Genomic DNA, 21,340 nt, shown 5'->3' with positions numbered 1-21,340 from the left:
ATGGAATTAATGATGTCTATAGCCGTCGGCATCCTGTTCATGGTCGGAGTGTATCTGATCCTTACCAGGAGCTTGCTCCGCATCATACTCGGGACGTCCCTGCTTACGCATGCGGTGCATTTGCTGCTGCTAACGATGGCCCGTCTGAAGAAGGGAGCGCCTCCGCTGCTTGGCGAGCACGCCTCCGCCTATACGGATCCGGTTCCAGCGGCTCTCATATTAACATCGATTGTAATTAGCTTCGGAGTCACATCTTTCTTCTTTGTACTCGCCTACAAGGCGTATCAAAAATTGAAGACGGATGATATGGAGCAGCTAAGGGGGGACGAAGGTGAATAATTTACTCGTATTTCCGCTTATCATTCCTCTGCTGACTGCAGTTGCTCTTATTTTTGCCCATAGCCGGGTAATGCTGCAAAGATGGATCAATGCCACAGGGGCGGTGCTGAATATCCTCGCGGCGGTCCTTATCGTCCGGGAGGTTAGACTGGACGGTATTCAGACCCTGCATATGGGGGGCTGGGCTCCGCCTTACGGAATCGTGTTTACAGCGGATATGCTGGCGGCGCTGCTTGTATTAACGACGACGGTGCTAAGCACGGCTTGCTTGTTCTATGCGTTCGGCAGCATTGGCAGAGAGAGGGAACGGCATTATTTTCATCCGTTCTTCCAATTTTTGATCGTAGGCGTAAACGGCTCGTTCCTGACAGGGGATATGTTCAATCTGTTTGTCTGCTTTGAGGTGATGCTGATCTCTTCCTATGCCCTGATCGTGCTTGGCGGCACGAAGCGGCAGCTAAGGGAGACGCTGAAATATATTCTGGTCAACATCGTGTCCTCCAGCTTCTTTGTAGCGGCGATCGCCTATCTATATGGTGTTACCGGTACACTGAACATGGCACATTTATCGCTTCGCATAGCCGAGGCGGGGCAGGGCGGGGTAATTAATGTCATCGCCGTATTATTTCTTATCGTATTTGCGCTTAAAGCGGGCCTGTTCCTATTCTTCTGGCTGCCGGGCTCATACAGCGCCCCGCCGACGGCGGTAAAGGCTTTGTTCGGCGCGCTGCTGACCAAGGTCGGCATTTATGCGATTGCCCGTACCTTCAGCCTCATATTCTATCACCAGCCGGAACTTACCCATTCGCTGATCGGTTGGATGGCTGTAGCGACGATGATATTGGGCGGAATCGGTGCAGTCGCTTATTCCGATATCCACCGGATCATCAACTACAACGTTGTTATTGGGATCGGCTTCATTTCCTTCGGAATCGCTGCAGCGACCAAAACATCTATGGATGGCGTCGTCTTCTATCTGATCCATGATATGATTGCCAAAGCGCTGCTGTTCCTGCTGGGGGGGATGCTCATCAAAACCGCGGGCACCAGCGACTTGCGGCAAATGGGCGGGCTGATAAGACGCTATCCGCTGCTGGGCTGGATGTTCTTTATCGTTGCGCTTGCGATCATCGGCGTGCCGCCGCTCAGCGGCTTTACAGGCAAGCTGTTGATCGTCCAGGGCGGCTTTGCCACTGGCCATTATTGGTGGACCGGGGTGGCGCTTGTATCCAGCCTGATCATGCTCTATTCTCTGATGCGGATATTTATCGGGGCTTTCTTTGGCGGCGAGGAGCAGTCTGCAGCCATCCAGGAGCCAGTCCGGATCAAAGGGCTGCTGTCTAGTGCTGCTGCATTGTTCGCCCTTATCCTTGTGATCGGGATCGGCTCTGAGTGGGTATACTCTCTTGCGTCCCAGGCCGGGGATGTCTTAACGAACCCAGCGATTTATATCGATGCCGTGCTGAAGGAGTAGATGATATGGCGCTTCAAATTTTATTGAATTTCCTGATTGCCTTAGTGTGGATGTTCTTGAATAATAACTGGACGACCGCAGGGCTCATCGTCGGCTATATCGTGGGCTTGGTCATGATCGGCCTGTTCGGCCGCTTCTGGCCGCAGGGCTTCTATATGAAGAAGGTATGGGCGATCGTCAAGCTGCTTGTACTGTTTATTAAGGAGCTGTTCAAGTCCAGCTTCACAGTCATTGGGCAGGTCCTCTCGCCTAAGCTGAACATCCGTCCGGGAATCTTCGCCTATACGACCGAGCTTAAGAGCGATTGGGAAGTCACGATACTGGCTAATCTGATTACGCTGACGCCTGGGACCTTGACTCTGGATGTATCAAGAGAAGGCTCTACTCTGTACATCCATGCGATGGATATCGGCGATGTCGATAAGCTCTGCAGCGATATTAGAAGCACGTTTGAAAAAGCAATCCTGGAGGTGACGAGATGATCGACGGGTTCTTGTTCGCAGCCCTCGTCATATTATCGTTGGCGATATTGGGATGCTTGTATCGTTTGATGAAGGGGCCTTCCATGGCTGACCGCATTACGTCTCTGGATACGATCGGCATCAATTTGCTGGCCATGGTAGCCGTACTCTGCATGCTGATGAGGACGGAAGCCTATTTCGAAATCATTCTTCTGATCGGTATTCTATCTTTCATTGGAACGACGGCCTTTGCCCGGTACATTGAACGGGGCGTGGTCATTGAGCAGCGAGGTGATGATGATGATCGGTGAGCTTCTGATTGGCTTGCTAGTATTGTTTGGGGCTGTAGTCAGCGCGTTAAGCGCCTATGGGTTGATACGGCTTCCCGATGTATACCTGCGGTCGCATGCGGCTACGAAAAGCACGACGCTCGGCGTATTATGCATATTGAGCGGGGCTTTCCTGTATTTCATGTTCTATCTGGATCATGTCAGCGCCAAGCTGCTGCTCGGCATCGTCTTCGTCTTCATTACCGCGCCGGTGGCAGGCCATCTGAACGGCAGGGCCGCTCACCGGACCGGAGTGCCCTTATGGAAGGGCAGTGTCCGGGACGACCTCAGCGAGGCCATGAGACGGGAGGAGCAGGCGAGAGTTCAGGCGCAGGAGCCTCAGATTCTCCGCCAGAACAACAGCGGCAAGGGACAGAGCGATGACGGCGGGAATAGCGGTCGCACGCAGGTCTGACGACAGCAAATTACGACAGCAACGACAACAGAACCATTGATGTAGCCTGCCAAGCTCAACCTACCAAGCGCAACCTGCCAAGCTCTATAGGCAGGTTGCTGTTTTTATCTGAAGACCGAGCACACCGAGCACCGGTGAACCAGGGTCCTAAGCTCTCCTCGACTTAGGTCTAGGATCAAAAACCGTCCGCAGTCCGTTTTGAAGAATTGCTTTTCCACCTAGAATAAAGACATAAGGTTGATACTTAAGAAAGGCGGTGATTGATAAATGAGAACAAATCGGTCAAGCGGCTTCGCAATCGTACTTATTGTCCTGGGAGCATTGATCCTGCTGGGCAAGCTTACCCCGCTGCTGGGCAGTCTATTCGGATTGTTGTTTGCAGTAGCATTGATCGGTCTTGGTTACTATGGTATTCGCCGGGGCAACGCTTTTTTTGGATGGATCGTCCTCGTGTTTGGGATCATATCCTTAATGAACAAACTAGCTTGGCTCATCGTACCGGCAATCGGGATCGGCTTGATCCTCTTCGGCATTTATTCACTGAATGGAAGACGACGGGGATATTGATCACATATATCGAATAATGATGAACCGATTTTGGTTAGGAGGGATGGGATGTCATGAGTGTATTTCGTCGAGTACGGGATATTACGGTAGCTAATTTAAATGAACGGTTGGAGCAATCTCAGGACCCAGTGCGGTTAATCGATCAATTCCTGATCGAGACCCGTCAGGAAATCGCCGAGGCAGAGAAGCTGCATCAGCAGTATGCAGGGCATACGAAGCATTTGAAGCAGCAGGTAGATCAGGCCAAGGTGATGCGGGACCGCAGAGAGGAGCAGGCGCTGCTCGCTCTGAAAGCGGAGGAGGAGCATCTGGCCAAGCTGGCTCTGCAGGAGAAGATGCTCTATGAAGAGAAGATCGAGCAATACTCCGAATTGTACTCCCAGAGCCTGGATTCCTTGCAGGAATTGGAGAGCCAGCTGAATGAATTAAAAACGGAATATCAAGTAGTATACAGCAAACGGCAGTATTACTATGCCAGAATGGAGACGCTCCGTCTGCAGCAGCGTATGAACCAGCGGATGAGTGGGTACGGTACACAAGACGTGCCAAAAATGTTCCACCGCCTGGAAGACCGGGTATCCGACATGGAGTGGGAAGCCCGCAGCCTGCGGGAACTTAGAAGATCAGGCCAGGAGTTCATGAATCAGGCTGGATCGGTTCTGCAATCGACTTTGGAACAGGAGCTCTCCCGTTTGAAGCAGAAGCTGAATAACAAAGGAGAGGAGTAACAACGATGGGAACTCTATACCGTTCCAGACGTGACCGTTGGCTTAGCGGCCTGCTCGGCGGACTTGGCGAGTATTTCGGCATCAGCGTGACCGCGCTTCGGCTGCTAGCGATTATCAGTTTCTTCTTTACAGGCGGAACAACCATCGTGATTTATCTGATTGCAACGCTTGTCATTTCGAAGGAGCCGCATATTCCCCGCGATCCATATTACAATGGCTGGCAGGGCGGTCATCAGAACTATGGGTACGGCAATCCGGGGAACCAATATCGCGATCCTCGGTATGCGGAGCCGAACTACGGCGGCCCTAGCCACCATGGCCCGCAATACCAGCAGCAGTCCGCCTTCAGCGGCAGCGAATCGAACCTGGACTCGATGATGGAAGACATCGAGAAGAAGGCGATGGAGAAAGAACTGGAAGAACTTCGCAGAAAATTATCAAAATACGAGAATGAGAAGGGAGATAAATAACCATGGGAGTATTCAAAAGAATTAAAGATATTACGAAGGCGTCCATCAATGACATGCTGGATAAAGTAGAGGATCCGGTAGTGATGCTGAATCAATACCTGCGTGACATGGAGGCAGAAATCCGTGACGCAGAAGTGACCGTGGCGAAGCAAATGGCTAACGAGCGCAGAATGAAGCATCGTCTGGAAGAGGCGATTCGCATTTCTGCGCAAAGAGAGAGCCAGGCTGAGGCTGCGCTCAAGAACGGGCAAGAAGAAGTGGCTCGCAAGCTTTTGGAAGAGAAAATCCTGTACGATCAGAAGCAAACCGAGTTCAGCGATCTGCATGCCCAATCAGAGGCGCAGGCCTTGGAGCTTAAGCAGCAGCTGCATGACATGAAGGATGAGTTCTACAAGCTGCGCAACAAACGCAATGAGCTGGTCAGCCGCGCACAAATGGCTAAGGCCAAAAAACAAATGTCGCAAATCAATACGCTTAACACGATTGAGAGCGGCACAGCTTCCCTAGGCTTCCACCGCATGGAAGAGAAAATTATGCAGCTGGAAGCGGAGGCCGAAGTAGCAGGAATCGGTTACCGCGGAGTGAGCGGATCCAGTTCTTCCTACATCAGCCCGGCTGATGCCGAGAAGCAAGTGAAGGTAGAAGAACAACTGGAGGCGCTGAAAGCCAAACTGAATCCTTCTGCTAAGAGCGGAGAAGGCAAGGAATAACAGCTACACGACTACAGGACATTGTGATATGCTATGTAATGGTAAAGCCATGCGGTATGATTCTATTTATACTGTTATGGCTTTTCCACTTACATTCATTCTCACATATGAACTGATCTGGAGGTGCGGCATGGATAGGCATAGAAGCTTATTGGCCATCGGATTGATCGGGCTGGGCACATTCATTATCTTCGGCCAGTGGCTGAGCTTTTTTACCATCGTCGCCATTTTGATATTGGGCTATGGCATTTATAAGATCCGTCTTGGAGACGACGTAAAAACAGGTTACATTCTGCTGGCGGTCGGCGGCGGCATCATTCTGCTGCAGCACTTCATGCTGGTGGTCGCCATCGTGATGATTTCGCTCGGTTTGTATTATGCCAAAATGAAGAAAATGCAGCCGGAAGGCAATCATGTTCAGAAGCAGAACATTACAACGAGCATCCACTGGAACCGTGATCCATGGACGCTGCGAAATACTAGCATGTGGCATGTGCTGGGAGAAGTGAACATCGACCTGTCGCTTGCCATGGTAGAGGGTCAGAACAATGTGCTCATGTTCCAGGGAATCGTCGGCGATATCGATCTGGTCGTATCCGAGGACTACGGCGTGGAGATTGAAGCGTTCGTCCTGTTCGGGCAAATCGATTTCAATGAGACGAGGGAGACGGGAATGCTAAACCGCATTTACTGGAAATCTCCGAACTATGAGCAGCGCGATCAGAAAGTGAAAATAATAATTTCCTACCTTGTAGGAAATGTCGACATACATTTGACTTAATACAGGAGGATTGACCTGCATGAGAAAGAAAAAACCGTCCAACATGGTCTCTCGCAGTATGCGGGATGGGATCCTCCTGTCTTTTACAGCGCTTGCGGGAATTATTTATGTTCTATATACATACGGGTATTTCAAGCCGTCAGACTCCTGGAAAACCGGCATCCAGGCCGGTCTGACCTTGTTCACACTGCTCCTGGTCATCGGGGCGGTGTATGGCTTCCTTCAGGGATACCGGGCCAAACGAAGGATCGACTTGCTTCGCGATTCCCTGCTCCAATGGGAAAAAGGCAACCAGACCGGAACGGTGCCGAAGCTGGGGGAGGATGAGCTGGGCCGGCTCGGGGAACAACTGGAGAGGATCGGGAAGCGCTGGGAGGAGCAGGTAACCTCCTTGCAGCGTTTATCCACGCATAATGCCCAACTGGCCGAGCAGGCAAGGGTATCGGCGATCGTTGAAGAGCGGCAGCGGCTGGCGCGCGAGCTCCATGATGCCGTCTCCCAGCAGCTGTTCGCGATATCGATGACGGCGACAGCGGTAGGGCGTACTCTGGAAAAGGACTTCGACAAGGCTCAGCGCCAGGTGGAGCTGATCGAGGAAATGGCCTCGGTGGCCCAGTCGGAAATGCGCGCTCTTCTGCTGCATCTCCGTCCGGTCTATCTAGAGGGCAAGGAGCTGTCGCAGGGGCTGCTGGAGCTGGTCCGCGAGCTGAAGACGAAGGTTCCTATGGACTTGACGCTGGAAATCGATGAGGATTTGAAAATCAGCAAGGGCATCGAGAATCATTTATTCCGAATTATTCAGGAAGCGATGTCGAATACGCTGCGTCACGCCAAGGCGGATAAGATGGAGATCCGCATCCACCGGAGAGCGGAGACGATCAAGGTTATCCTTCGGGACAACGGGGTCGGCTTCGAGCTGGATGAGAAGAAGCAGGCCTCCTATGGTTTGTCCACGATGCAGGAGCGTGTCCGGGAAATTGGCGGCTCGATTCAATTCATTACGGCTCCGGGCAAAGGGACGCGGATTGAAATTACGGTACCGTTAATGACCGAAGACAGCGGAGAGAGCAGAGAGGAGGAGAATAATGGAGATGGAGAATGACATTAAAGTACTGCTGGTAGACGATCATGAAATGGTGAGAATCGGCCTTGCAGCCGTACTGGGCACCGAGGAAGGCATAGAAGTGGTCGGCGAGGCCAGCAGCGGGGAGGAAGGCATCCGTCTGGCCCAGGAGTATAAGCCTGACGTGGTGCTGATGGATCTGGTGATGGAAGGAATGGACGGGATCGAGACGACGCGGCAGCTGCTTAAGCTTTACCCCGAATGCAAGGTCATCGTCCTGACGAGTTATTTGGATGATGAGAAAATGTACCCTGTCATCGAGGCTGGCGCGTTCAGCTACCTTCTGAAGACGTCGCGCGCTTCCGAGGTCGCCGATGCCATTCGGGCGGCAGTCCGCGGCCAGTCCGTTCTGGAGTCCCAGGTTGCTTCGAAGATGATGAACCGGTTCCGGCAGCCCAAGACTGAGACGCCGGCTCACGAGGAGCTTACGGACCGGGAAATGGACGTACTGCGCCTGCTCGCTCAAGGGAAATCGAACCAGGATATCGCTGACGATTTGATCATCGGCATTAAGACCGTTAAATTTCATGTTACGAATATTTTGGCCAAGTTAGGCGTGGAGGACCGTACGCAAGCGGCGATCTATGCCTACAAGAACGGCCTGGCAGAATGATTGACGCAGAGCCTGGCATTCCGTGCTAGCGGTATTGCAGCTTATAGGTGCTGGAATGCATCAGCTTCACATCTACATCCGTATTTTCAAGCTGTAACGATGAGAAAAGATGATCCTGGCCTCCCGGGCCGGCGGTCATCTTTTTCCATTGTGGATTGAATTTTCGATACAGAATGTCCTCTATCCCATAGATATCGATTTTTTTTGCCTTGGCGGCATGGAAATTGCCGATGATTTGCTGTTTAATTTGAGCGGACGCAGCTTCCTTGATTTGGAGGGAAGTGGGCGCCGGTTGTCCAGCCACCTCGGAAACCGCTGCAGTTACTTTGATTTTTACGGTAAACCTAACTTGCCCTCTGTCCAAACGAACCTTCACCGATGGCTTGGAATCTACAATATTGATTTGAGCCTGGCTGCCGTTCTTTAATTTCAGCAGCACAGGATATCTGTGCATGTTCTTGAAAGCCACCCATCTGGCTCCGTTCAGCAGGCCGCCATTCAGAAATCCCTTGTTCTCGCCCTTGGAAATCACGTAAGCCCCATCCAGCCTGACCAGCGAAATGGGCTTCTCCTTCGAGGACCATACCTGGTCCGTGAGCTTGATGGACGGGAGTAATACGGTTGCAGCAGGCTCTCTGATCCCGTTCATCAGCTTAATGAGACGCAATGGCTCTACGGTGGAGAGCTGCTCATATACCTCACGCGGATCCATCAATTCAGAGTTAAGGGCCGACTGATTCAATAGGGATACCCCCGATAAAATAGAAGGAATGTCCTGATCGGTTCCGTAGACCCAAGGCGTATAGCGCAGCTCGCTGGAACGCAGGAGAGAGTTCAGGCACTCGCCCAGATTGCTGTTAAGCAGCGATTTGGAGAAGACGATGGCTTTGACATGAGTCCATAACGTCTTCTGCTGCGAAGCCGGGTAGATGCTCATAAGGGCTTTCGAGATCGTCTCGCCTTTTCCGGTTGCAATCCAGACTTGGGTCTCCTCCGTGTTAGCGGAGCTTTCCTGCTTGGAAATGTCGCCGAAGGCAAGAACCTGCGCATAGACCGTGTATTCTCCTTTAACATAATCGATGCCTAGTGCCGTAACGAAATTGACGCTCTGGGGTTCTTTGGCGTCCCAGCAGCCGGATAACAGGATAGCCATACAAACGGCGATCAGGGCAAACTTTCGTTTCACCGGCTATTCTCCTTTCGATGTATTATCCCTAGGCTGAAATGTCTCTGGCCGCTGATTGCTGCTGCCAGACGGCCTATTTATGGTGGCTTGGACGATGTCCTTGCTGTGGAACGGAGACAGCGGTGACAAATAGGGAACGCCGTACGACTCGAGATAGGCCAAATAAAAGACGAGACCGATAACGCTGACCAAAAATCCGAACATCCCCAGGATGGAGGAAACAAACAGAATATACAAGCGAAATTGGGATACCGTTCCTGTAAGCGATTGGTTCACAAGGGTGTAGGTCGCTACCGTTGCGATGGCAACCGCTACGATAATCGTCGGCGAGGTAATGCCCGCCCGAATCGCGGAATCGCCGATGATCAGTCCGCCGACAACGGTTATCGTCTGCCCCACAGTCTTGGGCAAACGCCGTCCAGCTTCATTGAAAATTTCGAATAAAAACAGCATGATAAAGGCCTCCATCTGTATGGGAAAGGGCAGGCCATGACGTGAGTTGCTGATCGTTGCCAGCAGGGGAAGCGGTATCTGCTCCAAATTAAAGCTTGTGAGTGCGACATAAAACCCCGGCAGGAGCATGGAAATCAGCAGGCCAAAAACGCGGAGAATTTTCTGCATGCTACCACGTAGCTGGAAGTATTCTCATCCTCAGGCGAGGTGAAAAGGGTGATGATCGATACGGGAGCAAGGATGGCCAATGGAATGCCGTCCACGATGACGGCAAATTTCCCCTTTAGCAGCGCATCAACGGCAAAGTCTGGCCGCCCGGTATAATCTGATAATGGGAAGAAGGCATTTTTTTTATTTGCTACGATACTTTCAATGTAAGATGTGCCTACAATCGCATCGATGTCGATTTTGCTTAAATTCTTACGTATTTCCTGCAATATTTCATCGTTAATAATGTCCTGAATATAAAAAAGGCCAATCTTATTCTCGCCGCGCCTGCCAGCAGTAAAATGCTCCACGCAAAGGGATTGCGTCCGCAGGCGCTTGCGCAGCAGTCCCGTATTCGTAGTCAGTTCCTCGGTAAACCCGTCATGCGGTCCCTTGATGGAGGGTTCCGTCGTAGCCTCCTCGGGGGTGCGGGCCGGCGGGTCGGCAATGTCGAGACTGAAAAAGGCACTCTGCTCCTGAAAATAGATAATTAAGCTCCCGCCGTACATCTTCGCGGTCAGATCCCGCAGCAATGTATCTTTGGGCAGTAGGCTTAGAGGAAGATGGCGGTTATGTTCGATATTTGGGACTGTCGGTTCGGGGAATTCCCGGAACAGCGCCGTAAGGCCGGGCAGGACAGTCTGGTTCAACTGCTTCGTGTCCGTTACGGGTTCGCAATATATGATGGTGACAGGCTGTTTTCTCTCTTTGTCCCCTCCTTCCAGCTCATGAACAATAACATCGGCCGATTTCGCGAAATATTGCCGCAAAAACGGAGTGTCGATACGCTCGGGCTCTTCCAGTGCCTGTGACGATGAGGGATCAAGTGTCATGTGCCGGATTCTCCTTTCTTATGGGCTGCGATAAAGACGGCAAGGGCTAGCAGCAGGGTAATGATCAGAGTGAGGCCAGTATTGAACGGAAATACGAACCGGATCATCAGATTCTCAAATTGGATGTCCGTGAAGGTGGTAAGGCACAGCAGGGTTAAGCCAACGGCGTAAAGCAGCAGCAGCGTATTGCGCTGGCGCTTCTTGCTGATGTTCCATATGTCTGTAGCGATGAATAAAGCTACGGCAATACGGACAGTGACTCCGGCCAGCCATTGGTAGATCGAGAAGAAATCGGTCTGGGAGACGTATTTCCCAAACCCTGCGATCCTCCATTGTTCATAGGCAGGATAACGCTGCAGGGACGCTTCGTGCGGATTGAATTCCGCGATGGAACCGGTGAGCGGGCCAAGCGTTAGGCTGACAAGAATGAAGCCAACGATTACAAAATGCTTGTTCTTCAAGGGTGCTTTTAAATAGGGTTGCAGAAACAGAAGAAAGAAAATTTCGAACAATCCCGTACATGCATAAATGATCCCCTTGAGGGGGGGAGCCCAGCCATGCTCCAGCAGCGGCAGCAATTGGTGGTAATCTTTGTATTGAACATTAACCGTCGCTACATAAAATCCCAAAAGCACAACGAACGGCAGCAGAACGCCAGAGGCATAGGCCATGGAGTTTACTCCCAGCTGAGCGGCGATCAGGCAGATCAGCATTAACACAGCAGCCGTGATGATCATCGGCGTATAGGGCAGGAATGTTACCTTGGTCCACATAATGGTATCGAACAGAGCAAACCAGGCCGTACCAAGAAAATAGGCGGCGGAAATGAATTTGAACGGAATGGACAGCTTTTTTCCATAATGGCTTTCGAGCCAGTCTGGCAGGGATTTCCCTCTGGTGCGGGCAGAAATATACGCAATCAGCAGGGTAAACAGGGCAAATGGCACGATGGATAGAATGACGGAAAACCAGGCATCTCTCTTAGCAGTCTGAAGCAGCGCAGGAATAATGAATACGTGGTTAGTGATACCGACCGTAAGCATGATGGTCATGGTGGCCTGCAGTGCCGTAGGTTTCGGGGGATTCATTCGCATCAGCCTCCAGTCGGGTTCAGGTGCGCTTAGTATTTTCCAGGCAGAGAAAGGATATGCAGACGTATAAAATTCTCTCTAGCTGGCGAATCTATTGATAGATTCGTAGTATGCTTGGGGAGAGATGATGCGGGTGAAAAATCGTTGGGGAATTCTCATGATGGTTATTGTGGTCGGAGTAATCATAATCAAATCGTTGAACATAGCTGGCGCAGCTGCAATAGCGGATGCCGCTTATTCGGCTGAGGCTGCATCGTCCCATACGCAGCTTAGACAATTGCTGGCTGCAAGCGAAGATTTAATCCAGGGCAGCAGGCAAGCCACCGTAAAGTGGCAAGGGGAATGGCATGCGGCGTTGTCCTTGGAGGCCGCGGCGGAGCTGCTCGCTGATCGATTGGGACTTGCGGATCGTTATACGGAAAAGGTGCATGGAAACCAGGTATTTTACGCTGAAGGAGTCTTCGGAGAGGCGGAAGACGTTCATGGCAAGCTGGTGTTGATGCTGCAGGAAGAAGGGATCTACTATGTTGTTCTGCGGCTGGAAAACAGCACGGATGAAGGCTTGCAGCGGCTGCCGGAGATCGGGGAGTCCTGGGGGGAGGCGCTTCTGGGAGAGGGAGTACGCGCTAAATGGAATGCCGCTCTGCAGGGGGAAGCCGCCGAGTTCGTTAATGCACCGGAATGGCCAGACTTTGGGCAGGATGATTCCGCTGGAGCAGGAGAGGCTGATCCCATGTCTGCCCTGGCTGCCTTTGCAAAGCTGGAGTCGCGAATGAAGGAGCAGTTGAAGCTGCAGGCGGCGGAGAGTTTTGCAGACGTGCGGACGGTTAGCAGAACTTATGCTGCGGAGGATTTGCCGATTAAGGCGGAAAGTGCCGGACAAGAGATCAGTCTGCAGCTTGCACTGCATTGGAATACCGAGTCGGACCGTTATGACGTATCCATCGGTTCGCCGTTATTGACTGTCGAATATTAACTGATTCTAGATAAATATTAGATGAATTTTCGATGGACATAACTAAATTTGATATGAATTTGATGGCATCCTTGTAGTGAATATGCTAAAATATCTTCACATGCTGTGATGCTGTATAAGGTTAAGGCATTGATGGGAGAATGAATAAATATACACTATATTACATAGAAAGAATGAGGAGCCATGACTGAGATACAAAATCTAGATTCAGTGAAGACACCAGGGGCGGTATATTTCATTTTTGGAGCAACCGGAGATTTAGCTAGGCGCAAGTTGTTTCCCGCAATATACTCGTTGTATCGCGAAGGGAAGCTCGGAGAAGATTTTGCGGTTATCGGCGTGGCGCGACGTCCCCGCTCAGGAGAAGAATTCCGAGATGATGTGTATCGTTCTATTCAGGAGTTCTGCCGTTATTCGGTCGAGGATACGGCGGAGTGGAGCCGTTTTGCAGAGCATTTCTCGTATAAATCGCTCGATATTAACAATATAGATGGATACCGCGAGCTGCTGCAGCAGACCGAGGAAGTGGAAGCCCGCTTCGGCATTCCCGGCAATCGGCTGTTCTATCTGGCGCTGGCGCCAGAGCTGTTCGGCAGCGTATCCTTTAATTTGCAGAAGGGCGGCATGCTGGACAGCAGCGGCTGGCATCGCCTCGTGATCGAGAAGCCGTTCGGCTATGACCTGATCTCCGCCCAGAAGCTGAACGAAGAGCTGAACCAAGTGTTCAAAGAGGAAGAGATTTACCGGATCGACCACTATCTCGGCAAAGAGATGGTGCAGAACATCGAAGTGATTCGCTTTGCGAATGCTTTCTTCGAGCCGCTTTGGAACAATAAGCATATTTCCAATATTCAGATTACGCTGAGCGAGACTGTCGGCGTAGAGGAGCGCGGCGGGTATTATGACAATGCCGGAGCCCTTCGGGATATGGGGCAGAACCATATGCTGCAGTTGCTGACGATGATCGCGATGGAGCCGCCAAGCCGTCTGCTTGCCGAGGATATCCGCGATGAGAAGGTGAAGGTGCTGCGCTCGCTTCGCCCTTACGCTTCGGCGCAGGAAGTGAAGGAGAACGTGGTTCGCGGGCAATATGCCCAAGGCGAGAGCGGCGGCAAGACGCTGCCGGGCTACCGCGAGGAGGACAAGGTAGATCCGAACTCCAACACGGAGACTTATTTTGCAGCCAAGGTCTATGTAGACAATTTCCGCTGGGCCGGAGTGCCGTTCTATATTCGCACAGGCAAACGCCTTCCGGTCAAGACGACAGAGGTTGTAGTGGAATTCAAGCAAATGCCAACCAATGTGTATTTGGGACAGAAGCATAAGCTTGAGCCGAACCTGCTTGTCATTCGCGTTAATCCGATGGAAGGCATCTATATCAAGATCAACGCGAAGAAGCCGGGAACGGAATCACAGATCAGTCCGCTTGCGATGGAGTTCTGCCAAAGCTGCCAGGTAGGCATCAACTCGCCTGAAGCTTACGAGCGTCTGATTAATGATGCCGCTAACGGCGATTCAACTTACTTCACCCGCTGGGATGAGGTGGCTACGGCATGGGCGTTCGTCGATCGTATCGCATCTGCCTGGGCGCAGGAATCAGCCGATATCAGCAAGTATCCAGCTGGCTCCTGGGGGCCAGAGGAAGCTGATCAGCTGCTTGCGAAGGATGGTTTCCACTGGTGGCCGGTGAATGGCCAGGAAGAGGATAACGTAATCTGGATCAAGGGGTAACCCGCTGTACGGTTCACAGGCATCAACCCGCCGTTGTTCAAGCGCTTTGTTATGCCGAGATGTTAAGAAACGCTGAGATGTAAGATAAAAGCCGTCTGTCAGCTCCAAGCTGATGGGCGGCTTTATTTATTGACAAATTCAGGATGGCTTGTTATTGTGGAAATTAGCAAATATTAATTATTCATATGTGAATTATATGATTTAAAAGTCGACCATTCGAATGGAGGCATTTCCCGTGTTAAGGGAGGTGCCTCCATTTCGTTTGGGCAGGAGGAGGTGGATGGCATGCGGGAACAAGAACTGAACTTATCGGCAGATGTATTGGTCATTGGAGGCGGTCCGGCCGGGGCCTGGGCGGCTGTTACGGCGGCGCGGAAAGGAGCCCGGGTCGTATTGGCGGATAAGGGATACCTCGGCACGAGCGGGGCGACCGCGCCGTCGGGAACCGGCGTGTGGTACGTCAAGCCGGAGGCGGCTGTACGAGAAGAGGCGAAGCGCAGCCGCTATACTCTAGGAGGGCAGCTGGCTGACGCGCAGTGGATGAACCGCGTGCTCGACCAGACGTATGACAACATGGGCATGCTTGCGAAATGGGGCTACCCGTTTCCCGAGGACGGGCGGGGACGGCAGCACCGGCGGGGATTGCAGGGCCCGGAATATATGCGGTTGATGCGCAGGACAGTTAAGCGGGCCGGAGTAAAAATATTGGACCACAGCCCGGCACTGGAGCTGTTGGCCGATGAATACGGCGTAGGAGGAGCTGCGGGAGTTCGCACGAGAAGCGGGCAGGCCTGGTTCGTACGGGCGGCAGCGGTTGTCATGGCTACGGGCGGCTGCGCTTTCTTGAGCAAGGCTCTGGGCTGCAATGTGCTGACCGGGGACGGATATCTGATGGCCGCCGAAGCCGGGGCGGAGTTCTCCGGCATGGAGTTTTCCAATGCCTATGGGATTGCGCCCGCCTTTGCTTCCGTAACGAAGACGGCTTATTACCAGTACGCATCCTTCTATTATGAAGACGGGACGCTGGTCGAGGGGGCAGGCTCCAAGCAGGGCCGCGCTGTGATCGCCCGAAATCTGCTGGAGGGTCGGCAGGTATATGCCCGGCTTGACCTGGCGCCCGAGGAGATCAGGCCGCTGCTGCGGGTCGGTCAGAGCAACTTCTTTCTGCCCTTTGACCGCTGCGGCATCGACCCGTTCCACGATCTCTTCCCCGTTACGCTCCGCCTTGAGGGAACGGTTCGTGGAACCGGGGGCATCCATATCGTGGATGCCTCCTGCGCGACGAAGGTGCCGGGGCTCTATGCCGCCGGTGATGCGGCGACGCGGGAGCTCATATGCGGCGGATTTACCGGCGGAGGCAGCCATAACGCCGCTTGGGCGATGTCGTCCGGCAGCTTTGCCGGCGACGGCGCTGCCGAATATGCCCGGCGTCTCGGGCCGCGGACCCATCAGCGGTAGGTCAAGGGGCTGTCTGCCCTTTCGCTGGACAGCGCTGTTTCGGGCCGGAAGGGGAGGGCGTACTCTCCGCAGCAGTACGTGAAGGCGGTGCAGGAGGAGGTCATGCCCTATGACCGGAATCTGTTTCGCTCTGAGGCGGGGCTGAAGGCATCGCTTGCGCGGCTGAAGCAAGTATGGCATGCGCTGCGGGAGGAGAGCGCCGGCCGTGACCGTGAAGGCGTCAGGCTGCGCGAGGCCGCGGCGATGGCCGCCACGGCCCGGTGGATGTACACCTCCGCTCTAGCCCGCCGCGAGTCGAGGGGAATGCATAGGCGCGACGATTATCCGCAGCTCGATTCAGCCCAGCAGCATCGGCTGATCAGTGCGGGGCTGGACGACATTACTGTCCGGCCAGAGCCGATCAGCAAGGAGGCTGTGCTGCAATGATTGAGCTGATTAGCGAAAGCCGGTGCGTGAAATGCAATTTATGCGTTAACGTCTGTCCGACCGACGTCTTCGATCAGGGGACGGACGGGATTCCGGTGATCGCCCGGCGGGATGACTGCCAGACCTGCTTCATGTGTGAGCTGTATTGTCCCGCCGATGCGATGTACGTCTCGCCGCTCGCGGAAGAGCGTGAGGTGGTGTGCGAATCGATGCTGAAGGAGCGCGGACTGCTGGGCGGCTATCGCGAGAAGGTTGGATGGGGCCCGGGCCGAAGGCCGGTGTCAGCGCATGAATATATGCATCAATTAGCCATTCGCGCGATTCCATAGCGATATCGGGCAGGGAATTCATCCTGCAGTTATAATGATATTAATAGCATACGCCTAATGAGAGGAGAAATATATCATGAGTCAATCCGAACTAACAGCCGTACCAACCCCGGCAAAAGCAGCTGCGGAGGGGGCGCTATCGCGGAAAGCGGAGCATGGAGCCGACCCGCTATTCGTTAACCGCTGGTCCTCCCGGGCGTTCGCGGACCGGCCTGTAGCGGAAGAGACGCTGCTGGCAATCCTGGAGGCCGCGCGCTGGGCGCCTTCCTCGAACAATTTCCAGCCGTGGCGCTTTGTTGTGGCTCGAGATGCGGAGCAACTGGAGCGGTTCCATTCATTCATAGTCCCCGGCAATCTGGAGTGGGCGGCCCAGGCGCCCGTGCTGATCCTTCTATTGTCCTCCGTTGAGGAGGACGGCAAGCCGAATGGGGCGCATGCCTTCGATACAGGGGCGGCATGGGCGGCTATCGCTCTGCAGGCTTCCCTGTTTGGATTGAATACCCGGGCTATCGGCGGATATGACCGGGTGAAGGCCAGAGAGCTGCTGAGCATACCAGCGAACTTTGAGCTGCATGCCGTAATTGCGCTCGGATATCCGGGAAGCACGGAGCTGCTCCCGGATAAATTCAAGGACAGAAACGTGCCCAGCGGTCGCCGTCCACTAGACGAAAGTATCATATGGGGCGGTTTTTCCGGATAGGAATCTCTTCAGTGACCAAATGGCGCTAAGGCGCATAAGCTAATATGGGCAAGAACAAAGGCATCCTCAGCATCTCCCAAGATGTGAGGGTGTTTTTGCGTACAAAGAGACAAAATATGTTACAATATACAACGTGAATTTGTGGAATGAGAGGACTAGTGATAAATGAGCAAAGCATTGGGACAAGTGCTGCAGGAGGAAGTGAATAAGCGGCGGACGTTCGCGATCATTTCCCACCCGGATGCCGGGAAAACGACATTAACCGAGAAATTACTGCTGTTCGGCGGCGCGATCCGTCTGGCAGGGTCCGTCAAGGCTCGCAAAGCTAGCAAGCATGCGACCAGCGACTGGATGGAAATTGAGAAGCAGCGCGGAATTTCCGTCACTTCTTCCGTAATGCAGTTTGATTATAACGGTCACCGGGTCAATATTCTGGACACCCCGGGCCACCAGGATTTCAGTGAGGATACCTACCGTACGCTGACTGCTGCGGACAGCGCCGTCATGCTGATCGACGTGGCCAAGGGCGTTGAGGTGCAGACGATCAAGCTGTTCCAGGTCTGCGCCAAGCGGGGCATTCCGATTTTTACCTTCATCAACAAGCTGGACCGGGAAGGGCGGAGTCCCTTCGATCTGATGGAGGAGCTGGAGCAGGTGCTGGGCATCCGCTCTGTGCCGATGAACTGGCCGATCGGCTCGGGGCGCGAGCTGTCGGGGATCTACGACCGGATGAATAATCAGGTTGAATTGTTCCAAGGGGACGATCATTCCAACATACAAGTGAAGAAGGTCGAGAATTATCATGACCCCGTGATCCGCGAGTTGGCCGGGGAATTTCTCCATGATCAGCTTTGTCAGGACCTGGAGCTTCTCGATGTAGCAGGGGATCCCTTCGATATGGAGAAAATCAGCCGCGGCGAGCTGACCCCAGTCTTCTTCGGCAGTGCTGTGAATAATTTCGGCGTGCAGACGTTCCTGGAGAACTTCCTGCGCCTTGCACCGAAGCCGGAGCCGCGCCACAGCTTGACCGGCATGGTCGAGCCGACGAATGAGAAGTTCTCGGGCTACGTATTCAAAATCCAGGCCAATATGAACCCTGCCCATCGCGACCGCATCGCCTTCCTGCGCATTGTATCGGGCAAGTTCGAGCGGGGCATGTCGGTGAAGCATGTCCGCGTTGGCAAAGAGATCAAGCTGTCTCAGCCGCAGCAATTCCTCGCTCAGGATCGGGATATCGTGACCGAGGCGTATCCTGGCGACATTATCGGATTGTTCGATCCCGGGATTTTCCGGATCGGTGATTCGCTTAGCCAAGGAAGCGAGGTCGAGTTCGATGAGCTGCCGACCTTCTCACCGGAGATTTTCGCCAAGGTCACCGTGAAAAATGCCTTGAAGCATAAGCAATATCAGAAGGGAATCGATCAACTTACGGAGGAGGGCACCATTCAGGTCTTCATGACGGTAGGCTTCGAGGACACGCTGCTGGGCGTTGTAGGGCAGCTCCAATTCGAGGTGTTTGAATATCGCATGAAGGCGGAGTATGGCGTTGATGTGCAGCTGCAGCGGATGCCGTTCCAATTCGCGCGCTGGATCGTCGCGGACAAGGTCGATCCTTCGAAATTCCGGATTAATTCCACGCTGGTGACGGATAAGAAGGGCAATTATGTCGTCCTGTTCGAGAACGAGTATGCGATGAGAACCGCGATGGAGAAAAATCCGGAAGCGAAGTTCTTGGAGACAGCGCCATAAGAGAACATGGCGGCCGGATAGTTAAAGCGGAACAAAGCCGAGCAGGGTAAAGCCCAGCCAGGCTTAACTAAGCTACTCCAAGCCAAGCAACGAAGCTGACAAAGCTAAGAAAAACTGAACAAAGCTGAGTAAAACTGAGTAAAATTGAGTAAAACTGAGTAAAACTGAGTAAAGCCAAGCCGTGTTAGGCGATTAAGCTAAGGCCTCTCGGACCTTATAATTAGGAAGCCTCCTTACCGGGTATGCGATCCCGAATAAGAAGGCTTCTTTTGTTGCATGAATGGCGGGCTATCCTTATTTCAATGGCTTCAGCTCGACAGAAGCAAGCTCTTTGCTCAGGAGAGAGATCAGTTCGTCCTTCTTGGCCTCGTCAATATGCTTCCAGATAATCTCAAAGACGACTCCAAGGCCTGGAAGCGCGGCTTCCTGGGCATCGATCGAGCCCTCTACCATCTCCCGCAGGCCAGCTTCGTTGTTGCCGTGCATCTTATGCACAACCGCTTGTCTAAGATCAAGAGTAATTGGCATAACAATACCTCCCTGAAATAGTCGTTGCCCGCTGTTAATGTTCCCGATGTATGCTGTGAAAATTCAAGTTTAAGGCATGTTGTGGTATACTAATTCGCATAAAATAATGACTCGGGCAGGTGGAAGCATGGCAAATCCGCAAAAAAAACAATACGCTGTCATCGGTATGGGCCGCTTTGGACTGAGTGTGGCCAGCGCTCTAAGCAACATGGGCTTCGATGTGCTGGCGATCGACTCCGATGAGCAGCGAACGCAGGCGGTATCCAATATCGTAACGCATGCCGTATCTGCTGATTCCACGGATGAAGAGGCGCTTCGCGCGCTGGGCATACGGAACTTCGATGTCGTGGTCGTGGCAATTGGCGAGAATATTCAAGCCAGCATTCTGACGACACTGATTCTGAAAGACCTCGGCGGGCCGATCATTATCGTCAAGGCCCAGAATGAGCTGCACGGCAAGGTCCTGAATAAGATCGGCGCAGATAAGGTGATCTATCCAGAGCGGGACATGGGGCTTCGCCTCGCTCATCACTTGACTTCGCCGAATATACTGGACTACATCGAGCTGTCGGACGAATACAGCATCGTGGATTTGCAAATCACGAAGGCGATGATTGGCAAGAACCTGAAGGAGCTCGACATCCGGGCCAAGTTCGGCTGCAACGTAATGGCAATCAAGACGGGCAGCAAAATGAATATTTCTCCGGCGGCCAACGACCGGCTCGCGGAGGGCGACGTGCTCGTCATTGTCGGCGAGAAGAACGATCTGACGAAGCTGGAGCTGGCTTATTCGGAATCATAATCTAGGGGGATGAATGATCGATGCAGCAAATCACTTCTCCGCATAACCCCCGCGTGAAGGAATGGGCCGGGCTGCTTGAGAAGAAAAACAGGGACAAGCACCTGAAATACGTCATTGAAGGCATCCATTTGGTGCAGGAGGCGCTGCGGGCGGGAGCCGACCTGGAATGCGTATGCTATGAAATCGAGCGCGGAATTCCCGCTGAGCTGTCGGAGGCAGCTTCCGCCTCGCTAGGCGTCGAGTGGATCGGCGTAACCTCCGTGATTATCGCCAAATGCACCGAAGCGAAGACGCCGCAGCCCGTGTTCGCGGTCGTCCGCAAGAGCGGGGGCCAACTGGAGCCCCTGCTATCAGGGGAGAACAGCCTTGTTGTCGTGCTGGATGGCGTGCAGGATCCGGGCAATGTCGGCACGATTATCCGCAGCGCGGATGCCGTGGGAGCGAGCGGCGTCATCGTTGGGGCGGGCTGCGCGGATATATACAGCCCGAAGGTCATTCGCTCGACGATGGGCTCCTTGTTTCATTTGCCTGTCATCGAAGGCGATCTGGCCGATTTGCTGCCGCAAGCCAAAGCCCGGGGCATCCGGCTGGCTGGAACGAGTCTGCAGGCGGCAAAGAACTGCTATGCATACGATTTTACGGGACCGGTATGGCTGCTGCTTGGCAGCGAGGCGAGAGGGCTTAGCCTGGGCGTGCGTGAGCTGATGGATGACGGGCTGATCATACCGATGCAGGGGCAGGCTGAATCGTTGAATGTGGCGATGGCGGCCTCAGTGCTGCTGTTTGAGGCGCAGCGGCAGCGGTATTTTAAATAACAGCTTATAAGCATTATTAAAGACTGGAAACAGGTCAATCATCACC

The 21,340-nt window shown here is 53.2% G+C and carries 22 protein-coding genes and 2 pseudogenes; 20 read left to right on the top strand and 4 right to left on the bottom strand.

The genetic code is table 11. The features are described from left to right. The 12 genes from BN2762_RS05125 (at nt 1) to BN2762_RS05070 (ending at nt 8,010) form a co-directional block, all read left to right on the top strand. Entirely contained in the window at nt 1-339 is a 339-nt protein-coding gene (locus BN2762_RS05125; protein WP_055105936.1) for a Na(+)/H(+) antiporter subunit C, read from the top strand. Beyond that, nucleotides 332-1,813: a Na+/H+ antiporter subunit D gene (locus tag BN2762_RS05120; RefSeq protein ID WP_055105935.1), complete on the top strand. Its 1,482-nt coding sequence runs from the start codon at nt 332-334 to the stop codon at nt 1,811-1,813. Before BN2762_RS05125 ends, BN2762_RS05120 begins: the two co-directional genes overlap by 8 nt. A gap of 5 nt (nt 1,814-1,818) precedes the next feature. Next, on the top strand, nt 1,819-2,295 hold the full coding sequence (locus tag BN2762_RS05115) for a Na+/H+ antiporter subunit E (protein ID WP_055105934.1): 477 nt from the start codon (nt 1,819-1,821) through the stop codon (nt 2,293-2,295). Further along, nucleotides 2,292-2,585, top strand: a complete 294-nt coding sequence (locus BN2762_RS05110) for a Na(+)/H(+) antiporter subunit F1 (RefSeq protein ID WP_055105933.1) — start codon at nt 2,292-2,294, stop codon at nt 2,583-2,585. The genes BN2762_RS05115 and BN2762_RS05110 overlap by 4 nt, the downstream gene beginning before the upstream one ends. Next, on the top strand, nt 2,569-3,018 hold the full coding sequence (gene mnhG / locus BN2762_RS05105; protein ID WP_055105932.1) for a monovalent cation/H(+) antiporter subunit G: 450 nt from the start codon (nt 2,569-2,571) through the stop codon (nt 3,016-3,018). Before BN2762_RS05110 ends, mnhG begins: the two co-directional genes overlap by 17 nt. A 267-nt stretch (nt 3,019-3,285) precedes the next feature. Next, complete coding sequence (locus tag BN2762_RS05100; protein WP_055105931.1) at nt 3,286-3,585, top strand: LiaF transmembrane domain-containing protein; 300 nt, start codon at nt 3,286-3,288, stop codon at nt 3,583-3,585. Nucleotides 3,586-3,638: 53 nt separating this feature from the next. Further along, nucleotides 3,639-4,313 carry a PspA/IM30 family protein gene (locus BN2762_RS05095; protein ID WP_055105930.1) on the top strand — a complete coding sequence of 225 codons (675 nt, stop codon included), beginning with the start codon at nt 3,639-3,641 and terminating at the stop codon, nt 4,311-4,313. 5 nt (nt 4,314-4,318) lie between these two features. After that, complete coding sequence (locus BN2762_RS05090) at nt 4,319-4,783, top strand: PspC domain-containing protein (protein WP_055105929.1); 465 nt, start codon at nt 4,319-4,321, stop codon at nt 4,781-4,783. Nucleotides 4,784-4,785: 2 nt separating this feature from the next. Beyond that, a complete protein-coding gene (locus tag BN2762_RS05085) occupies nt 4,786-5,493 on the top strand; it encodes a PspA/IM30 family protein (RefSeq protein ID WP_055105928.1) in 708 nt (235 codons plus the stop codon). Nucleotides 5,494-5,623: 130 nt separating this feature from the next. Next, complete coding sequence (gene liaF / locus BN2762_RS05080) at nt 5,624-6,274, top strand: cell wall-active antibiotics response protein LiaF (RefSeq protein ID WP_055105927.1); 651 nt, start codon at nt 5,624-5,626, stop codon at nt 6,272-6,274. A 19-nt stretch (nt 6,275-6,293) separates the two neighbouring features. Further along, nucleotides 6,294-7,376 (top strand): sensor histidine kinase, encoded by a 1,083-nt coding sequence (locus BN2762_RS05075; RefSeq protein ID WP_055105926.1) that lies wholly within the window; start codon nt 6,294-6,296, stop codon nt 7,374-7,376. Continuing rightward, nucleotides 7,360-8,010: a response regulator gene (locus tag BN2762_RS05070; RefSeq protein ID WP_055105925.1), complete on the top strand. Its 651-nt coding sequence runs from the start codon at nt 7,360-7,362 to the stop codon at nt 8,008-8,010. The genes BN2762_RS05075 and BN2762_RS05070 overlap by 17 nt, the downstream gene beginning before the upstream one ends. Before the next feature lie 25 nt (nt 8,011-8,035). Here BN2762_RS05070 and BN2762_RS05065 read toward each other — a convergent pair whose 3' ends face one another. The 3 genes and pseudogenes from BN2762_RS05065 to BN2762_RS05055 all read right to left on the bottom strand — a co-directional run bounded on the left by BN2762_RS05065 (nt 8,036) and on the right by BN2762_RS05055 (nt 11,777). Beyond that, the gene (locus BN2762_RS05065; RefSeq protein ID WP_055105924.1) at nt 8,036-9,196 is read right to left on the bottom strand and encodes a Ger(x)C family spore germination protein; all 1,161 of its coding nucleotides are present in this window, start codon (nt 9,194-9,196) and stop codon (nt 8,036-8,038) included. 3 nt (nt 9,197-9,199) lie between these two features. Then, nucleotides 9,200-10,689 (bottom strand): annotated as a pseudogene (locus BN2762_RS05060) (spore germination protein). Next, the gene (locus tag BN2762_RS05055) at nt 10,686-11,777 is read right to left on the bottom strand and encodes a GerAB/ArcD/ProY family transporter (RefSeq protein ID WP_055105923.1); all 1,092 of its coding nucleotides are present in this window, start codon (nt 11,775-11,777) and stop codon (nt 10,686-10,688) included. Before BN2762_RS05055 ends, BN2762_RS05060 begins: the two are co-directional and overlap by 4 nt. A gap of 136 nt (nt 11,778-11,913) precedes the next feature. On the opposite strand from BN2762_RS05055, the gene BN2762_RS05050 reads away from it, so the two are divergent. The 6 genes and pseudogenes from BN2762_RS05050 to BN2762_RS05025 all read left to right on the top strand — a co-directional run bounded on the left by BN2762_RS05050 (nt 11,914) and on the right by BN2762_RS05025 (nt 19,149). Continuing rightward, nucleotides 11,914-12,756, top strand: coding sequence for a hypothetical protein (locus tag BN2762_RS05050; protein WP_148499874.1), 843 nt, complete (start codon nt 11,914-11,916; stop codon nt 12,754-12,756). Nucleotides 12,757-12,939: 183 nt separating this feature from the next. Further along, nucleotides 12,940-14,487, top strand: a complete 1,548-nt coding sequence (gene zwf, locus BN2762_RS05045; protein WP_055105921.1) for a glucose-6-phosphate dehydrogenase — start codon at nt 12,940-12,942, stop codon at nt 14,485-14,487. A 285-nt stretch (nt 14,488-14,772) separates the two neighbouring features. Then, nucleotides 14,773-16,371, top strand: a pseudogene (locus BN2762_RS05040) (FAD-binding protein). Then, nucleotides 16,368-16,700, top strand: coding sequence for a 4Fe-4S dicluster domain-containing protein (locus BN2762_RS05035; protein ID WP_055105920.1), 333 nt, complete (start codon nt 16,368-16,370; stop codon nt 16,698-16,700). The pseudogene BN2762_RS05040 and the gene BN2762_RS05035 overlap by 4 nt, the downstream one beginning before the upstream one ends. Before the next feature lie 76 nt (nt 16,701-16,776). Next, nucleotides 16,777-17,400 (top strand): nitroreductase family protein, encoded by a 624-nt coding sequence (locus BN2762_RS05030; RefSeq protein ID WP_055105919.1) that lies wholly within the window; start codon nt 16,777-16,779, stop codon nt 17,398-17,400. Between the two features lie 165 nt (nt 17,401-17,565). Then, nucleotides 17,566-19,149, top strand: coding sequence for a peptide chain release factor 3 (locus tag BN2762_RS05025; protein WP_055105918.1), 1,584 nt, complete (start codon nt 17,566-17,568; stop codon nt 19,147-19,149). A 294-nt stretch (nt 19,150-19,443) separates the two neighbouring features. On the opposite strand, the gene sspI is transcribed toward BN2762_RS05025, so the two are convergent. Continuing rightward, complete coding sequence (gene sspI, locus BN2762_RS05020) at nt 19,444-19,677, bottom strand: small acid-soluble spore protein SspI (protein ID WP_055105917.1); 234 nt, start codon at nt 19,675-19,677, stop codon at nt 19,444-19,446. Between the two features lie 106 nt (nt 19,678-19,783). On the opposite strand from sspI, the gene BN2762_RS05015 reads away from it, so the two are divergent. Together BN2762_RS05015 and BN2762_RS05010 are read left to right on the top strand one after the other, a co-directional pair. Continuing rightward, nucleotides 19,784-20,479 (top strand): potassium channel family protein, encoded by a 696-nt coding sequence (locus BN2762_RS05015; protein WP_148499873.1) that lies wholly within the window; start codon nt 19,784-19,786, stop codon nt 20,477-20,479. A gap of 20 nt (nt 20,480-20,499) precedes the next feature. Beyond that, nucleotides 20,500-21,294 (top strand): TrmH family RNA methyltransferase, encoded by a 795-nt coding sequence (locus BN2762_RS05010; protein WP_055105915.1) that lies wholly within the window; start codon nt 20,500-20,502, stop codon nt 21,292-21,294. Nucleotides 21,295-21,340: the final 46 nt, after the last annotated feature.

It is taken from the genome of Paenibacillus ihumii (assembly GCF_001403875.1).
GTDB lineage: Bacteria > Bacillota > Bacilli > Paenibacillales > Paenibacillaceae > Fontibacillus > Fontibacillus ihumii.
Note: the sequence above shows the minus strand (reverse complement) of the source record. Positions and strands in the feature narration are given on the sequence as shown.

Excerpts from the sequence above, each read along its gene's own strand:
- BN2762_RS05125 (WP_055105936.1), top strand. The coding sequence starts at position 1 with ATGGAATTAATGATGTCTATAGCCGTCGGCATCCTGTTCATGGTCGGA.
- BN2762_RS05115 (WP_055105934.1), top strand. The coding sequence starts at position 1,819 with ATGGCGCTTCAAATTTTATTGAATTTCCTGATTGCCTTAGTGTGGATG.
- BN2762_RS05110 (WP_055105933.1), top strand. The coding sequence starts at position 2,292 with ATGATCGACGGGTTCTTGTTCGCAGCCCTCGTCATATTATCGTTGGCG.
- mnhG (WP_055105932.1), top strand. The coding sequence starts at position 2,569 with ATGATGATGATCGGTGAGCTTCTGATTGGCTTGCTAGTATTGTTTGGG.
- BN2762_RS05100 (WP_055105931.1), top strand. The coding sequence starts at position 3,286 with ATGAGAACAAATCGGTCAAGCGGCTTCGCAATCGTACTTATTGTCCTG.
- BN2762_RS05095 (WP_055105930.1), top strand. The coding sequence starts at position 3,639 with ATGAGTGTATTTCGTCGAGTACGGGATATTACGGTAGCTAATTTAAAT.
- BN2762_RS05090 (WP_055105929.1), top strand. The coding sequence starts at position 4,319 with ATGGGAACTCTATACCGTTCCAGACGTGACCGTTGGCTTAGCGGCCTG.
- BN2762_RS05085 (WP_055105928.1), top strand. The coding sequence starts at position 4,786 with ATGGGAGTATTCAAAAGAATTAAAGATATTACGAAGGCGTCCATCAAT.
- liaF (WP_055105927.1), top strand. The coding sequence starts at position 5,624 with ATGGATAGGCATAGAAGCTTATTGGCCATCGGATTGATCGGGCTGGGC.
- BN2762_RS05075 (WP_055105926.1), top strand. The coding sequence starts at position 6,294 with ATGAGAAAGAAAAAACCGTCCAACATGGTCTCTCGCAGTATGCGGGAT.
- BN2762_RS05070 (WP_055105925.1), top strand. The coding sequence starts at position 7,360 with ATGGAGATGGAGAATGACATTAAAGTACTGCTGGTAGACGATCATGAA.
- BN2762_RS05055 (WP_055105923.1), bottom strand. The coding sequence starts at position 11,777 with ATGAATCCCCCGAAACCTACGGCACTGCAGGCCACCATGACCATCATG.
- zwf (WP_055105921.1), top strand. The coding sequence starts at position 12,940 with ATGACTGAGATACAAAATCTAGATTCAGTGAAGACACCAGGGGCGGTA.
- BN2762_RS05035 (WP_055105920.1), top strand. The coding sequence starts at position 16,368 with ATGATTGAGCTGATTAGCGAAAGCCGGTGCGTGAAATGCAATTTATGC.
- BN2762_RS05030 (WP_055105919.1), top strand. The coding sequence starts at position 16,777 with ATGAGTCAATCCGAACTAACAGCCGTACCAACCCCGGCAAAAGCAGCT.
- BN2762_RS05025 (WP_055105918.1), top strand. The coding sequence starts at position 17,566 with ATGAGCAAAGCATTGGGACAAGTGCTGCAGGAGGAAGTGAATAAGCGG.
- sspI (WP_055105917.1), bottom strand. The coding sequence starts at position 19,677 with ATGCCAATTACTCTTGATCTTAGACAAGCGGTTGTGCATAAGATGCAC.
- BN2762_RS05015 (WP_148499873.1), top strand. The coding sequence starts at position 19,784 with ATGACTCGGGCAGGTGGAAGCATGGCAAATCCGCAAAAAAAACAATAC.
- BN2762_RS05010 (WP_055105915.1), top strand. The coding sequence starts at position 20,500 with ATGCAGCAAATCACTTCTCCGCATAACCCCCGCGTGAAGGAATGGGCC.